At 65.2% G+C, this 14,796-nt stretch carries 11 protein-coding genes; 1 reads left to right on the forward strand and 10 read right to left on the reverse strand.

Features of this window, described 5'->3' with window-relative positions; translation table 11 throughout:
• Positions 1–86: 86 nt before the first annotated feature.
• On the forward strand, positions 87–854 hold the full coding sequence (locus tag ACM1PE_RS27795; RefSeq protein WP_419341655.1) for an AraC family transcriptional regulator: 768 nt from the start codon (positions 87–89) through the stop codon (positions 852–854).
• Positions 855–884: 30 nt separating this feature from the next.
• On the opposite strand, the gene ACM1PE_RS27800 is transcribed toward ACM1PE_RS27795, so the two are convergent.
• From ACM1PE_RS27800 to ACM1PE_RS27845, 10 genes are all read right to left on the reverse strand, one after another.
• Positions 885–2,237 (reverse strand): type II toxin-antitoxin system HipA family toxin, encoded by a 1,353-nt coding sequence (locus ACM1PE_RS27800; protein ID WP_419341657.1) that lies wholly within the window; start codon positions 2,235–2,237, stop codon positions 885–887.
• 4 nt (positions 2,238–2,241) lie between these two features.
• Positions 2,242–2,502 carry a helix-turn-helix domain-containing protein gene (locus ACM1PE_RS27805; protein WP_419343862.1) on the reverse strand — a complete coding sequence of 87 codons (261 nt, stop codon included), beginning with the start codon at positions 2,500–2,502 and terminating at the stop codon, positions 2,242–2,244.
• Positions 2,503–2,686: 184 nt separating this feature from the next.
• A complete protein-coding gene (locus ACM1PE_RS27810) occupies positions 2,687–3,907 on the reverse strand; it encodes a pectate lyase family protein (RefSeq protein ID WP_118932278.1) in 1,221 nt (406 codons plus the stop codon).
• Between the two features lie 12 nt (positions 3,908–3,919).
• Positions 3,920–5,824: a Vi polysaccharide transport protein VexE gene (locus ACM1PE_RS27815; RefSeq protein ID WP_419341660.1), complete on the reverse strand. Its 1,905-nt coding sequence runs from the start codon at positions 5,822–5,824 to the stop codon at positions 3,920–3,922.
• Positions 5,817–6,992 carry a sugar ABC transporter gene (locus ACM1PE_RS27820; protein ID WP_118932276.1) on the reverse strand — a complete coding sequence of 392 codons (1,176 nt, stop codon included), beginning with the start codon at positions 6,990–6,992 and terminating at the stop codon, positions 5,817–5,819. Before ACM1PE_RS27820 ends, ACM1PE_RS27815 begins: the two co-directional genes overlap by 8 nt.
• Complete coding sequence (locus ACM1PE_RS27825) at positions 6,970–7,686, reverse strand: ATPase (RefSeq protein WP_251878543.1); 717 nt, start codon at positions 7,684–7,686, stop codon at positions 6,970–6,972. The genes ACM1PE_RS27820 and ACM1PE_RS27825 overlap by 23 nt, the downstream gene beginning before the upstream one ends.
• A gap of 9 nt (positions 7,687–7,695) precedes the next feature.
• Entirely contained in the window at positions 7,696–9,036 is a 1,341-nt protein-coding gene (locus ACM1PE_RS27830; protein WP_059376917.1) for a sugar ABC transporter permease, read from the reverse strand.
• A 7-nt stretch (positions 9,037–9,043) separates the two neighbouring features.
• On the reverse strand, positions 9,044–10,198 hold the full coding sequence (locus tag ACM1PE_RS27835) for a polysaccharide biosynthesis/export family protein (RefSeq protein ID WP_059376915.1): 1,155 nt from the start codon (positions 10,196–10,198) through the stop codon (positions 9,044–9,046).
• A 41-nt stretch (positions 10,199–10,239) separates the two neighbouring features.
• Positions 10,240–12,294: a glycosyltransferase gene (locus ACM1PE_RS27840; RefSeq protein ID WP_419341662.1), complete on the reverse strand. Its 2,055-nt coding sequence runs from the start codon at positions 12,292–12,294 to the stop codon at positions 10,240–10,242.
• Positions 12,291–14,771, reverse strand: coding sequence for a hypothetical protein (locus tag ACM1PE_RS27845; RefSeq protein WP_059376911.1), 2,481 nt, complete (start codon positions 14,769–14,771; stop codon positions 12,291–12,293). Before ACM1PE_RS27845 ends, ACM1PE_RS27840 begins: the two co-directional genes overlap by 4 nt.
• Between the last annotated feature and the right edge of the window lie 25 nt (positions 14,772–14,796).

Below are 14,796 nucleotides of genomic sequence, written 5' to 3' on the forward strand. Positions count from 1 at the left end.
ATCGGTAAACGGAGAGTCCGTTTTTTAGCCGGCCGTCGCCTTCGCCGTTGTAGCCAGGAAGACAAAAAACATCGGAACTCGGACAAATGGCCAGGCTCGCACCCACCGACGCGTTCAACCCCGACACCATGGCCCAGCCGGTGACGGGCATCGCATCGCGCCTGATACGGCACGATTCCGGCCTGCATAGCCATGGCCGGGGCCAACTGCTCTTTGCTCACGCGGGCTCCATCCGCCTAGCAATGCCGGGGTTGATCGCGGTACTGCCTCCGATCCGCGCGGCATGGATACCGCCTGGAACCGAGCACCGCGTCATGATCCGCGGCGAAGTCGAGTACCGCTCGATCTATCTGGACACCGCGCGTATCGCGGCGCCCGCGGCCGCCGCGGCCATACTTTCGATGACTCCGCTATTGCGCGAGGTGTTCGAGCGCATCAGCCTGGAACCCTTTGACGCCGACTGGTCCCAGGGCGCGCCGTGCAACCTGCTGGCCGTGTGCATGGACGAATTGCGCGCGGCAAGACAGGAGCCCATGCTGCTGCCCGTGCCCACGGATCGCCGCCTGGCCGGCCTGAACCTGGAGGAACTGCCGCCCGAACTGGATGCGCTATCGCAACGCGTCGGCGCGAGCACGCGCACCATCACCCGGATCTTCCAACGCGAAACCGGCATGAGCTATCAGGCCTGGCGGCAGCTCTGGCGCCTGCTGCGCGCCGTGGATCTGCTGGCTGCGGGCCAGAGCGTGACCGCGGTGGCGTTCGATCTGGGCTTTGCCAGCGACAGCGCGTTTATCGCGTACTTCCGGCAGATGACGGGGGAGACGCCGGGGCGGTATGTACTCAACGAACGATGAATTGCAGTCGCCGCTACGCACGCGCCAAAGCTACGCGGCGAGCCTGTCCGCCGCCGCCTGCAAGCCGCCCAGTATGCCGTCCGCTACCGCCTGCGGAAATCCTGGCGGCAATCTGGCGCGGACCATGCGCACAGCCTCTGGCGTGCGCGCGATCAGATCGTCCACGACGAACTGGACTCCCTGGCCGTCCGGCGTCACGACGCCATGTCGCGCGCCCACCGTCAGCCAGTGGCGGCGCTGGATGTCGCGCATGCGCCAGAGTGGGTTCTTCGAGCGCACGGCCATCGCCATCTTCGCGCGGACAGGCGACAGTTTGCCTGGCCCTTCGCCCAGGATCGGATAAGCGGACAGCACGGCGTATAGCGGGGTAAGTTCATATGCCCCGCCAGGCCGCAAGAACAGGCTGAAGTTCTTCGCGTGGCCGTCCGTTGCGCATAGCATCCAGAACAGGACCTGAGCCTGGAAAAATGTCCGCCGGTCATGCTCTGCATGGCGCGAGGTTTCGAGCAGACCCATAATGCGCTCGATGCCGGGTCCGCCATCCGCCTCGTACTTCAGGTGCGGCGGGGTGCCGGTGGCCTGACACATGTCTTCCTGCGGCAGGCGGATGAGACCACGGGCTCCGTCTCCGCCGTCCTGCCAGCGGCGGTCGAAACGTTCAACGGCGAGCACCTTCATGTCTTCGAAGCTCAGTACTTCCGTGCGCGCCACGGGCATGCCGTAGGCAGCCAGGATCTCCGAGCACAGCCATTCGTTTTCCACCGATTCGCTCAGGTCGAACTTCATATTGCCAACCAGCCCCAACGGCAACTTGAGGATGTGAGTCGTCGGCGTGGCGCCTTGGGGCAAACACCATTGTCCGTCCATCCGCAGCAAGGCGGTCTTCTCTTGCGCACCTGCGATGGAAATGCGGAAATCATCCTCGGCGATGGCCTGGCCGCCGAGAACCGCCGGCGCCGGCACGCTGCGCAACAGCTGCGCCACCTGGGCATCGTTCAAGGGCGAGGCTTGCACCGACGTCACGTCTGCAGGCGCTGTTCTCGCAGGCAGGATCTGCAAGGCGCCGGCGCAATCACGGCCGATCTCGGCAAGCAGGGCGAACGCGTCGGTCGATCCTGCCCGGAACCGGCGCGCAACCCGTTCGCGGATTTCCTTGCTGTCGGGCAGCAGGTTTTCGAAGTATGCGCGGACCACGTCGCCACGATGCGGGCCATTGCCCGGCGTGAAGGGCAGAGACAGCGACAATGGCCTGCCCGGCGCGGAGGCGACCCAGTCCTTGTCGTACTGCAGGACCTCGCCGGCATGGGGTCGATTGCTCCACTCTCCGACATAGGTGCCATTCATCCATAGGCCCAGGATCTGCGCATGTGAACGTCGCCCCATGGCTTTACCAGCTGGGTTCGGATGTTGTTTCGGGTCCCGGCTGCGCCCCTTGCTGGCGCAGGACCATTTCGACCCCCAGGATGCTCAACAGCTGCAGCAGCCGGTCTGCGCTGACCTTGTCGGCATTGCGTTCCAGGGCGGAAAAAGTCTGTTGTGTGACCCCAAGGCGCAAGGCCGTGGCCGCCTGGGTCAAGCCGGCCTCTTTGCGAAACCCCTGGAGCAAGGCCGGTAATTGTGTCGCGGTGCGTACGGTGAAATCCATAATACAAACCTCAAGCTGTATTTCAGATATACAAGGTCTAGGCTGTTAATCTGAAATACACAATGTGGTTTGTGGGTTTTCACAGCCTATGATTTGTATCCTCTGAAAACAAATCATAGGCTGTATTTCACGAACAGCACCTAGCTTCAATCCGCATGGTCCGGCTCCGCTTCTGCGAACCGCGAGACTACTGGCCTGGAGATCCCCCGCAATCCGACCCGGTCCTGGACACCGGCAACGGCGTGTCCCCGCCCGTATTCCCCGCGAACTTGCGGATCTTCTCCGCCAGCTCCGCCGTGGGCTTTTCATAGCCATAGCAATACGGCGGCGTCGGCGCAGCCTCGGGCCGGTAGTCCTGCAACACCGGCTTCGCGTCGCCCAGATACAGATTGTCCTTCAGCCGCAGGAAGGCCTTGTAATCGCGCGTATAACCGTGTTCGTCCTTCCGCGTCTCATAGGCGCCGCGGTCGGATTCGCCATTCTCCAGCGCGCTGCGCTTGGCGGCGACCGGAATGTAGTGGCAATAGTTCACGTTGATGCCTTCCACCGTGGGGAAGAACTCCGGCTCCACGCATTTGCGCTGCGCGGAGTTCTTGAAGATATTGCCTTCGACCAGGGCCTTGGCCTCCAGGCTGAAACTCATGCCATAGAAATCCCAATCTTCCAGCAGATTGTTGAACAGGTGGAAGGTGCCGAACTGCCCGCGCGGATTGCGCTGCACGGTGTTGAGGAAGTAGTTGTGGTGCAGCGTCACGCGCGCAATCGAGTCGCGGTCGTAGTTGGCGTAAAGGTTCTTCGACGTAATGTTGTTGAGCAACATGACCTTGTTCGAATTGTGGAACTTGGTCCATGAGATCGTGACGTCGGTCGACCCGTTCTTCACGTTCAGCAGCCGGTCCGACATCCGCGACAGATCCATGTGATCGACCCACACGTCACGGCTGTTGTTGGCCACGTTCACGGCCTGCGTAAGCCGCGACAGGCGTCCGTCTATCGTCAGGTGCGTGAGGATGACGTTCTTGCTGCCATACACGCCCAAGCCATCGTCGATCAGGGTGACGCGCCTGCCGCGCCCGTCTATCGTCGTGTTGGACGGCACGCGCAGCTGCGTATCCAGGACGATGGTCATGTCGGAGGCGAAGCGTATCCAGGTAGGTCCTTTCTTCGCCTGCGCCAACGCGGCGCGCAGCGTTCCGGGACCCGAATCCTGATCGGACGTGACGTCGATGAACTTGCCGCCCAGGCCGCCCGTGGCCCGGGCGCCGTAGCCCTCGCGCTGCTGCAGCAGCGCCGCGACGGACGGACAATGCTCGTCCGGGCTTTTGCACGTTTCAGCGGCGGTGGCCGTCCCGCCGTACGACATGGCCAGGGCAAGCAGCCAGCCCGCGGTTTTGATTGCAGCCTTCATCGGCACTCGCTCCTATTGCTGCGCGGAATTGTCCGCGGCCGTGACGTGGCGCCAGATGCCGCCGCTCAGGCGCAGGTTTTCCGGAGGACCGGCCAGATGCTCCCTGAGCCGTTCGAAATAGGCCTGCTGCCAGCGCAGGGAATACGCCTCGGCGTCCTCGCCAGGCTTGGCCGCGGGCAGCATCTCCAGCGTGTAGGCGACGCGGCCGTTCTCCCAGCGCGGCGCGTAGAACACCGAGGGCACGCCCATGCGATGCGCCAGGTGGGACGCGAAGCCGGAGTAAGTCACGTCCTGCCCTTCGAAGGTGGTGCGAGGCGCCGCCGGATTGGCCGCGCCGTCTATCGCCAGGCAGAGCACGTAGCCCGACGTCAACGCGCGCATGCAGGCCTTGGCGACCTGCGCCTCGGTCTGGTCGGCGGTGGAGATCAGCGCCGCGGAGTAGCTGCTCTGCGCGATGCTGGGCGCGGTCGCCAGCCAGCGCGACGGGATGCCCACCAGTTCCAGCGCCATCAACCCGGCATACATGGGGCCGACGTGCGCGGTGGCGACCACCACACCCTTGCCCCCCGCCAGCAGCGGCGCAAAGAAGCGCTCGCCGGTATCCAGCTCTCCCAACACCTGCATGGCCTCTTCGACGCTTTCCTCGCGGCATTCGAGCCAGTCGAACAGCAGGTGGTCCACCAGATGGCCCCAGCGCGCGCGGCGCTCCCATTGCGCGCGATCGATACTGGTGTCGCCGCGCATCGACCAGGCCCAGTCCAGTCGCGCCTGCGGGATCGGTGCGGTGTGCAGCCGTTCCTCCAGCTGCGTCATGGCCTCCTGGAAGGTCGCCGGCAGCCGCTGGCCGCGTTGCGCCACGTACTGCCCGAAGAGCGTCTCGGCCTCCTGCTTGCGGCCCGCCTGCGACAGCGCGCTGATGGCCGCACGCTGCCAGAGCTGCTTTTCGGGCGACTTCTCCAGCAAATGCATCATCTGGTCGGCCGCCGCGTCATACTGCAGCGTGTAGCGCAGCGCGCGCGCATAGAAGGCCCGCGTCTGCTCCAGATCCGGCGCCAGGTCGATGGCCTGCTTCAACGGCGTCAGGGCTTCCTTGTAGCGCCCGGCGCGCAGCAGGGTCTCGCCATGCAGCGTCAACAGCCTGACATCCGCAGGCGCCGCGCTCAGACCGGCCTCGAAGTGCGCCAGCGCATGTACCTTGCGGTCGTCTTCGGTGCCGCGCCGCAGATGCGCCAGACCCAGGGACGAACGCAGGACCGCGCAGTCGTGGCCCGCGCCCAGGGCCGCGTCGCCGAAGGCGATGGCGGCCGCCACCCTGCCGTCATCCAGCAGGGCGCGCACGGCCATCGTCGCCACGCGCTCGTTGGGCAGCTCTCGCGGGTCCAAGGCGGCGGCCATGCCTGCCGCCTCGGCCGCATCGCCATTGCGCACGAAGGCCATCAGCCAGGGGTAGGCTTCGCCAGGCTCGTTTTCCGCCAGGTTCCTGGTCGCGCGCGCGACCTCGGCAGCCTCGGCCACGCGGCCGGCCTGCACGCGCAACTGGATGCGCGCCGCATGCAGCGCCGCCGCGCCGGGCTTGATGCCTGCGGCGGCGTCCGCCTCGGCGATGGCGCGGTCCCATTGCTCCGTGCGCCCGAACAGGCTGGCGAGCAGGCGGCGCTCGTCGGCGCGTGCTGGATAGACCGCCACCATGATCTCCAGCGCGGCGATCGCGGCAACCAGTTTGCCTTCCCGCACCAAGGGCGAAACCAGCAGGCGGCGGGCATCGCGCCAGCCCTCCGCAGCCTCGCGCAGCGCCGGTTCCAGCATGGACATGTCGTTCAGCGGCTCGGGCGAGGAGTGAATCTGCCTGATCACGTCACGCAAGCGTGCCGCAGCCTCAGTACCAGCGGGACGATCCGCAATTGCCGTATCAACCATGACGCAATCCTCTCAACAACGCCCACGCCACGCGAGCGATGAACATCAGCACAAAACCCAGCGCCAGCGCCTGCAGCAGCAGGATCCCCGTGCGCGGACTGCTCGGGCGGTCCGTGGGCACCGGCTGCGCAATGATGGACAGGTAACGCTGCAGCCGCAGCGTGTCCGTCATGGCCTGCTGGTAGGTCTGCTGCGCCAGGGTCAGGTTCGAATCCGCGAAAGCCTGGGCGTTGCGCAGCGCCTCGTAGGACTTGAGCTGTTTCGCTTCCGTGTTGCCCGCGCCGCTCAGGCGCTGACGCACGGCCGCGATCCGCTTCTTCAGGGAAGTCACCTGCATCTCGGCGGGCCGCAGCATGAAATGGTCCTTGTTGCCCAACGCGCGGATCTTGTCGAGATTGATCTGCGCAGTGTTGAGCTCGCCTTCGAGCTGGCTGGAGAGGTTCAGCAGCATCGTCACCGTGGCCGTGGGATCGATGTTGCCGTGCGTAGTCCGCCATGCGGTCAGCGTTTCCCGGGCGGCCAGGGCCTTCTGCTCCGCGAGCTTGACCGCTTCCTCGCTCACTTTCAGCTTGTCGGCGACGCCTTTCTCGTTCATCGAGCTGACGAAGCTCTCGGCCAGCTCGATCAGCGCCCTGGACAGCAGCGCGGCGTCCTCCGAGGAAAATGCGCTCACGCGCAGCACGTCGATCTGCTCCAGCGCATTGAACGAGACCTTGACGGAAGCCCGGTAGGCGCGGAAGAGATCGTCCTCGCTGGAGTCTTCGGCCAGGTGATTCACCGGATCCAGGCCCGCACGGATCAGGTACTGGCGCAGGCCGACCTTCTTGTCCAGCTGCTGCATGGCGTCGCGCGACTTGAGGAAGTCGGCGACCGCCCAACCATCCACGAAGCCGCCCAGCATGCCGCCCGCGTTGCCCGTGGTCAGCAGGCTGGCCGCGGCCCCTCCACCGCCTTGCTGGCCCGAGGCCGACTGCACGAAGAAGCGCGACTCCGCCTCGTAGCGCGGCGTGGCGAAGAGCAGCAGGTAGACCAGGGCGCACGCGACCGGCGCCAGCACGATGAGCGTGTTGATCCAGCGGTGGCGGCGCCGCTCGCGCAGCGCCGATTGCCGCTCGCCGCGGCGGCGTTCGATTTCGGACCTGCCTTCAGAGGCCGATTCCGCCCTCATCGAAGCCGCCTCCGAGGACGTCGTCGCCTGTGCCGGATTCGCTCCTTGATCGTCGCGGGGGGAACCTGCGGATGCACTGGTCGAGGTCGTCTTCGATGCTGAGTGCGCTTCGTTCATAAATCAAACCCTTGAAGCAATAGTCCGCCAACTGATTCTGGCGGTAACTGGAAAGAATGAGTGTCCGGCCGACCAGGCGCTCTTCGAACAGAGCCAGCCACAGGCGGGTGAAACGGCAAGGCTCGAAAGGGATGGCCCCTTCGATCACGTAGACATCGAACGCCGGCGCCAGCGCCAGCGCGAAGGAAAACTCCTGCCGCGCGTAGAGCGGCCAATGCTCCATGGGCTTGGCCAGGGTTCTGGGATCGCTGACCAGGTCGGCGACCAGTTCGTGCGTGGCATCCGCGTCGATCTCGTACATCTCGCTGACGAAGTCGATCATGCTCAGGCCGTTGGCCTTGCCGCGGATGAAGCCCTGGCGGCCTATCGCCCAGGACACGTTGCCATCGTGCTTGACGAAACCCTGGCGCGGCGGCCGCAAGCCGCACAGCACATCGACGATCTGGCGATGCAGTTCCGGCGCGGGCGACAGCAGCGCATAGCGCCCGACCGGAATGTCGAGATCCACGTTGGAAAGCAGCGCCTGCCTGCTGCCGAATGCATAGGGCTCGTCAGTGACGCCATTGAGATGGATCATCTTCTTCCCTCACATCGGCTGGACATTGGGACGGGCCAGACGCTCCGCCGCCAACGCAAGCACCATCATGAAAACCAAAGAGGTCAGGAAGTACCCCAGACTCGCATCATGCGAGGTGTAGGCCTCGAAGTACGCGGAACGCAGCAGCTGCATGCCATGCGCCAATGGCAGCCACAGCATCCACGGCCGCAGGTTCTCCGGCAACTGCTCCGACACGAAGAACACCGCCGCGAAGATCTGCAGAAAGCGTTCAATGATCGGCGCGAGCCTGAGAAAGAAATGCCAGTAGGTCGCGATCGATCCGAACAGCACGCCCAGCGCGGCCCCGAAGCATCCCATCAGCACGACAAAAAGCAGGAAACCGGACCAGCTTTTCGGCAAGGTCACGAGTTCCAGCGCATGACCGGCGCTGATCAGCACCAGGAACACCACCAGATACACCGACACATAGATGAACGCCTGCACCAGCGCGCACATCAAGGGCGTGACGCCCTGGAAGTTCAGCAGACCGCGGGCTGACACGTAGGCCGTGCTGCTCCTGAAAGCGATCTGCCGGAACATGATCCAGGTCGTCGCGCCCAACAGCGAGAACGTCTGCACGTCCATGCCCATGATGTAGTGCGTGCCCATCAGGATGTACAGCGACGAAATCAGCGTCAGCAGCACGACCGGGCCCACCAGCGCCCATACCAGGGCGATCCGGCTCTCGCCATGCATCACGCGCAGCTGGTAGATGAACATCGCCAGCAGCGTGCGCCCGACCGGCCGGACCTTCACGGAATGGCTCGGATCGTGCCCCTCATGCAGGCCTTGCAAGCGGGCTCGCAATATCGCGAGATCGCCCGCCTCGTCCTGCGGCACTTCGACCTCCAGCGCAATGTCATTGCGCGAGGCGTGGCGGCGCGCTTCGCGCGCCTCGTCCTGCTTCCGGCGCTCCACGCGCCGCGCGTGCGCCGCGGCCAGGCGCTCGTCTTCGGCCACCAGTTTGGCTGGCATGTAGCCGGGCGCGAACACTTCGACGCCATCGCGGATATCCATTTCCAGCAACCGCACGATGACGCGCAGGCGCCGGCGCGAAAAATCCGCCAGCGTCTCGTCGACGTCGCTGCGCGCGATCTCCGCGTCCAGCTCCGCCTGCACCGCTTCGTACACCGCCCGCCGGGCAGCCACGGAATCGTGCGGCTCGCCCTGCAGGCGCGCGACCAGAGGCTTGAGCAGGACGGCCGGCGTGGCCTTTGCTTCAAACAATGCCGCCGGATCCAGGCGCCAGGCCGCGACGCCGGATCCTACTGCGTAGCTACTTTCCTTACGGCGCGAACGCCAGCCCTTGATCCTGTCCTCGTTACTCATCGACACGCTATTGGCTTATGCCGGACGAGCCGCCCGAATCGCTGTCAATGGCGCGCGTGGCGCTGAAGCCGGCGCTCATCGTGACGCGGAACGCGGACAACACCTTCTGCACCTGCGTGAACGGCGCATCCGAAATATAGATGGCCTGGCCTTCCTGCACGGTGAATTCTCGCGCCAGCGCCACTTGCTCCGGACGCGTGAGATCGAACTGGTAGACCACCGGCAACAGATCCGGCTTGCCTTCGGCGCCAGCCTTGGCGGGCGTGAACAGGAACACGGAACGCGGATCCGCCAGCTTGTCGTCCAGGCCGCGGGAATCCGCCAGCGCATCCAGCACACTGTAGTTGCGCTTGCTGATGGCCACGCGCCCCTGGGTGCCGGCGGCGCCCAGCACGGTCAGGTACTCTTTCGAGTCATAGGCGGTGATGACATCGCCCGCGCGCAGCAGGATGTCGTTGTTCTGGTTGCGGTAGATATCCGACAACCGCACCGACGCCACCTGGTTGTCGCGGCGCAGGCTGATGACGAGCTGCTCGGGGTTCGTCTGCACCGGCGCGGCCTGGGCCAACGCGCTGCTCAGGCGCTGCGAGGTCTGGGTGATGGGATACATGCCGGGCTTGGTCAGGTTGCCCTGCACCGTCACCATCTGGCCGCGCGCATCCGCGGCGCGCGTCACGCTGACGTCGGCGCCCACGACGAGCCTGGCCAGGCGCGCGACAACGGCGTCATGCAACTGCGCCAGGGTCATGTTGGCGGCATGGAACTTGCCCAGAATTGGGAAGCTCACATTCCCCGCCGGGTCTATCTCCTGGTTTCCCAGGTCGCTCACGCCGGACGGATCCGCCGCGAACACGCCCAGCCCGCCGCGCTCCCATACCTTCACGTTGATGCCGTCACCGGGAACCAGGCGGTCGAATCCGGCCTGCGTGAGATCGCGGTAGCGCACGGGAAAGTCGGCCACGTCGGGCACCCGGCTGGCCTGCACCAGTTCGCGCGACACGGGCATCACGATGACGTCCTTGTCATCGTGCGCGCCCGTCATTTCGCTCAGCATCGGGCCGGAACGGGGCAGCTGGCACCCCGCGAGAGTCAGCGTGGCAAGAACCACCATGGTCAGGGCTGCTTTGCGCCGCAGCCCTGAACCCGGGACGTACATATGCATAAGATCCTTTCGTTTGCGCAGCTTGATCGGTTGGACGCCAATCAGGCTTGCATCAGGCGCATGGGCTCGATATCCATGCGTTCGTCGTTCTCGGACACCACGGGCATGCACAGGCCCATGAACTTGGTCAGCATGGCATCGAGCGAGAACAGCTTCTGCGCCCGGTGACGGCTGTGGTCCCTCAGCTGCTCGTTGCTGCGCACCTGGTCCACCATGGACGCGACTTTCTCGCATGCCTCGTGCAGGTCCGGGTGATCGACGCAGCTGAGCAGGTGGCCGGTCTCGTTCTCCACAAAGCACTCGCCGGCGCCGCCCGCGGGAGTCGAGATCACCGGCACACCCACCAACTGGGCTTCGATCAGCACGTTGGGCAAGCCTTCGTAGCGCGACAGCAGGACGCTGGCATCCATTTGCGAATACCAATAGCCCACGTGGTTGGAAAGACCGACCAGCAACAATCTGTCCGTCACGCTCAGCTCTTCAGCCAAGGCCTCGATGTTCTCGCGCAGGCGTCCGTCGCCGACGATGACGAAGCGCGCCTGCGGCCTGTCCTTCAGGTACATCGCCGCCAGCTTGATCCATAGCTGTGGCCGCTTGTCCGGCTCCAGGCGGAACACGCCGCCTATCGTCTCGGTGGCATCGTTCGTGCTTTCCTGGAAGGCTTTCCACTTTTCCTCATCCACGGCCGAGGCGTCCGTCGACAGATCGGGCACGCCGTTGTACAGGATGTGAAAGCGCGTGATCGGGATGCCCAGCCATTCCGAATAGGCTTCCGCGGCCTTGCAGCTGTTACTGACGAAAACCACCCCCGGCACCTGGGCCAGGGCCTGGTAGAGCTCGGGATATTCCTCGCGGAAGCGGTCCTTGCGGATGTTCGGCGGCAGTCCGCGGAAGACCAGATGTATGGTCGGAGCGCCGGCCAGCAGCGCGGCCAGCGCGCCGAACAGGCAGGTCCCGTCCTGCCACAGGCTCACCACGTCGAACGGGTTCTCCCGCAGCACAGGCGTAAGCCGGGTCACGCCGTAGTGCACCGGAGGCGGCAACTGCTCCAGCAGACGGCTCAGGCTGCCTTCGGGCACGGATTGATGAGACACCGAAACAGCCGGCAGCTTGTTGATTTCCGTGACCGGGATCTGTGCCTTCACCAGCACCGGCAGGAAGAAATCCAGCCCCTGCTTCTTGGTGGAGCCCGCTGGCTCGGTGTGCTGCTTGACCATGACTTCGACCTTCTTCGGCATCATGATCACGTCGGCCGGCCGGCGCTCGGGGCACTCCGCCAGGCGTGTCAGTTCGCCCGCAAGCCGCGTCAGCTGACGCTCGGCGCCGCCGGGCCCGAGGCTGCCCGTCACCAGCGCGACCGACACCGGCTTCTCCGCCGACTGATCCACGATCTTGCGGTCGCGGAAGTGCAGGATCGCATGCTTCATCGACACGATCCTGACATCCTTGCCCACCAACCCTTCTTCCGATTCGAAGCGTTGGTAGAAGGCGTAGTCGCTGGCCAGGTCGTTGGCCAGCTCCGCCGCCTTGCTGCCGGGCGTCAGGTGCTTCATGACGGGCGCGATCGCATCGAACGCGTCGGCCAGCAACCCGCGCTTGCGCAGGCGCTTGGCGAACTCGACGCGCATGTTGCGGTCGGTGTTCTCGGAAATCAGCCGGCGAAAGAGTTCGTCGGACTGCTCGTGCGCACGGATGTCGCTCAGCAGCTTGGCCCGCGCGAACAAGCGATTGGGGTTCTGCGTCGAGGACGGAAGATGATGATCGACCAAGGCCAAGGCCTCATCGATCTTGCGTTCCTTCACCAACCGAGTCGCGCAGTAGCGCACGATCAGGAAATCGTCCGGGCACTCCTGCAACAGCGTGGCCCACTGCTCGGCCATGCCTTCGTTCAGGCCCGCCGCCTCCTTCAGTCTGAGCAGCAGGAAGCGGACCTTGGAATCGGCCATGTGGTCGCGCGCCAATTCCTGGGCGCGGGGCAGGTTTTCCTGGGCGACTTGAACCCGCACCGACGCCGTGACGATCTCTTCCAACCGGGCTTGCACCGCTTGCAGATCGGATGCAGCCTCCGCTCGCTCGGTAGTCAATGGGGGATTCATGCTGCCTTCCTCCGGTTGATCTTCTCGATCCACACGAGGCAGCGTTCGATGTAGTGATCGAACTGCGCCGGATTCTCGGAACGTTCCTGCAGCTTGCGCCAGTACGGCAGGGCCTGTTCGAAGCGATGCAGGCGCATGGCGCCCACGGCGGCCAGGCGCAAGCCGATGGGATCTTCCGGAACCAGCTTCAGGATGCGCTCGCCCAACGCCAGGCGTTCGGTCGTGCTGGCCGAATCCAGCGCACGCGCTTCGGCGTACAGCACGGCGATGATGCGCCGCTTTTCATGGTCGACTTCCGACATGCCGGGCCAGGACTGCGCGACGCGCTCCAGCAGATTCCAGGCCGCCTGGTGATCGCCGGAGGAAAGAATCTCCCGCGCGCCGCGGATGGCGCGGGGTCCAAGCCTGCCCAGCTGGCGCTGCGCTTCGTCCTTGGCGCCCTGGTCCGCGCCGGCATGGTCGAGCACGGTCTTGTAGGCGTCGATGGCCTCGCCATACCAGCCGCCGTGGAAGGCCACCCGCGCAAAATGCAGCTGCGTGCTGAACGAGGCGGACTCGCCGGCGGCAGCCTGCTCGAGGTGCCGCATGGCGGTCTTCTTGTCGCCCAGCGCATCGGCCGCGCGGCCGCGCATGGCATGCAGCTCCGGGAAATCGATCTGGCTGTCCAGCGCGATGTCGGTAAGGTCGATGACTTCCTTGTGATTGCCCGCCACCAGTGCGGCCCGCACGCCCAGGCGCATCGCGCGCTCGAAGGCGCGCTGGGCGCGCACGCCGGCCAGCGCATCGGGAGTCAGCAGGCGGTGCGCGCAGATGCGCTCCGCGGCATCGCGCAGGCGTCCTTCTTCCAGCGCGCGGTTGCCTTCCTCGGCCCAGGCTTGCGACTGCGAATTCAGCCAGGCGACGATATCTTCCTGCTCGCTGCTTGCCAGCTTGCACGAAACCGCCAGCGTGGCGGCGGCCATGATGCCGCCGCGCCACGAAGCTTCCTTGACCAGCTCCAGCGCGTCGACATCATTGAGCGCGGGCGATTCGGACGCCAGGTTGCGCAGTCCGGCGCGATCGCCGGCCAGCAGCCGGTCGCGCCACAGCATGGCGAAGCCGCGCCCGTACGCGGGCATGGCCGCGCGGACCTCGTGGATCCAGCGTATGGCGGATTCCATGTCGCCGCTGGCCTGCAGCAGCGCGAGCACGGTGTCGGCGGCTTCCACCGCGACCGCGTCTTCCGGGGAAGAGATGCGGAACAGCTGCTTCCAGTTGCCCAGGGTCTCGTCCACATAACCCAATTGGCCCGCGGAAATCGCCGCAATGCGCACGATTTCGGGGGTTTCGATCTCATCGCCCAGCAAGCCGGCGGCCAGCGAGTACGCCACGTCATGGCGTCCCAGCTTGAACTGGTTGCGCATCAGGATCTGCTCTGCCTTGCTGCCGGACGCCACCGCGCCGTCAGCGCTGCCCAAGAGCGCCAACGATCCTTCGTAGTCGCCCAGTTCTTCCTGGATACGCGCAAACAGCAGCGTGTGGTCGGGCAGGCCGGGATGGCGGCGCAGCACCTCGCGCACGCGGCGCGAGGCTTCGCGCAGTTCGCCCGAATCCCAGAGTTTCTCGATGCGATCAGCGCTTTCGTCGGCGGAAAGCTTGGGCGCGGAGGGCTGCGTCGTCGACGCATCCAGGCGCGGACGCATGTAGGTCTTGAACCACTCTGCGCACAGGCGCTCGGCGAAAGCCGGCGTGTAGTGGGTCAGGTCCAATCCGCCATTTTCCATGGCCTCGGACTGGCCGATCTTGTTCATCAGCGGCGTCGGGTCGTAGCAAGGCACGCCGATGCGCTGCGCGCTGGCGAGCACCGCGGCGATCAGTTGCTGGCGTTGCTCGATGGGCGCGTTGTCCGGCGTCATGGCATTGACGTGCGTGACAAACACCACTTTGTCGCGGCCCAGCAGATCGACCAGCTGGTTCATTTCCTGCTCGATCTCCTCATCCGTCTGGTCGCGCTTGACGATACGGGCGAGCAGATTGCGGTCGTCCGGCGTGAGCGCCTTGAAGACCGGCTCCTGGTCCAGCAGCGCACGGCGCTCGGCCAGACGGTCGGCGTGGGCCATGGACCAGAACATCCGGGTGCGCGTGCGGTCGGCGAAGAACTCGCTGAAGTAGCGCACCAGGTAGTTGGACTGTATCGGGTAGCCGTCTATGGTCAGCAGCTTGCGCGAAGACAGTTCGACCACGTAGAGGTCAGCCGGCTTGTGGGCGCCTTTGCGCGCCTGCTCGCCATTCGAAGGCCGGAAGATCACGCGCTGGACGTCGGCAGGGATGTCGCCCTGGCCAAACATGAATCGCGCCTGCTGCAGCGCCTCGGCGCTGGTGTGCACGAAACCGTAGTTGCGCCCGAGTTGCAGCTTGATCGGGTAGCGGCCCACGGCATCGCGCAGCGGCGTATGGATGCGGCAGGTTCCAATCGGAGCGGTGGTAAAAGCAGCCATTCGGAGGCTCTCCTCTAGTGATCGA

This window comes from Achromobacter sp. PD1 (genome assembly GCF_048541815.1).
In the GTDB taxonomy this organism is placed as follows: domain Bacteria; phylum Pseudomonadota; class Gammaproteobacteria; order Burkholderiales; family Burkholderiaceae_B; genus Achromobacter; species Achromobacter bronchisepticus_A.

Excerpts from the sequence above, each read along its gene's own strand:
- ACM1PE_RS27845 (WP_059376911.1), bottom strand. The coding sequence starts at position 14,771 with ATGGCTGCTTTTACCACCGCTCCGATTGGAACCTGCCGCATCCATACG.
- ACM1PE_RS27815 (WP_419341660.1), bottom strand. The coding sequence starts at position 5,824 with ATGGTTGATACGGCAATTGCGGATCGTCCCGCTGGTACTGAGGCTGCG.
- ACM1PE_RS27800 (WP_419341657.1), bottom strand. The coding sequence starts at position 2,237 with ATGGGGCGACGTTCACATGCGCAGATCCTGGGCCTATGGATGAATGGC.
- ACM1PE_RS27795 (WP_419341655.1), top strand. The coding sequence starts at position 87 with ATGGCCAGGCTCGCACCCACCGACGCGTTCAACCCCGACACCATGGCC.
- ACM1PE_RS27840 (WP_419341662.1), bottom strand. The coding sequence starts at position 12,294 with ATGAATCCCCCATTGACTACCGAGCGAGCGGAGGCTGCATCCGATCTG.
- ACM1PE_RS27830 (WP_059376917.1), bottom strand. The coding sequence starts at position 9,036 with ATGAGTAACGAGGACAGGATCAAGGGCTGGCGTTCGCGCCGTAAGGAA.
- ACM1PE_RS27835 (WP_059376915.1), bottom strand. The coding sequence starts at position 10,198 with ATGCATATGTACGTCCCGGGTTCAGGGCTGCGGCGCAAAGCAGCCCTG.
- ACM1PE_RS27810 (WP_118932278.1), bottom strand. The coding sequence starts at position 3,907 with ATGAAGGCTGCAATCAAAACCGCGGGCTGGCTGCTTGCCCTGGCCATG.
- ACM1PE_RS27820 (WP_118932276.1), bottom strand. The coding sequence starts at position 6,992 with ATGAGGGCGGAATCGGCCTCTGAAGGCAGGTCCGAAATCGAACGCCGC.
- ACM1PE_RS27825 (WP_251878543.1), bottom strand. The coding sequence starts at position 7,686 with ATGATCCATCTCAATGGCGTCACTGACGAGCCCTATGCATTCGGCAGC.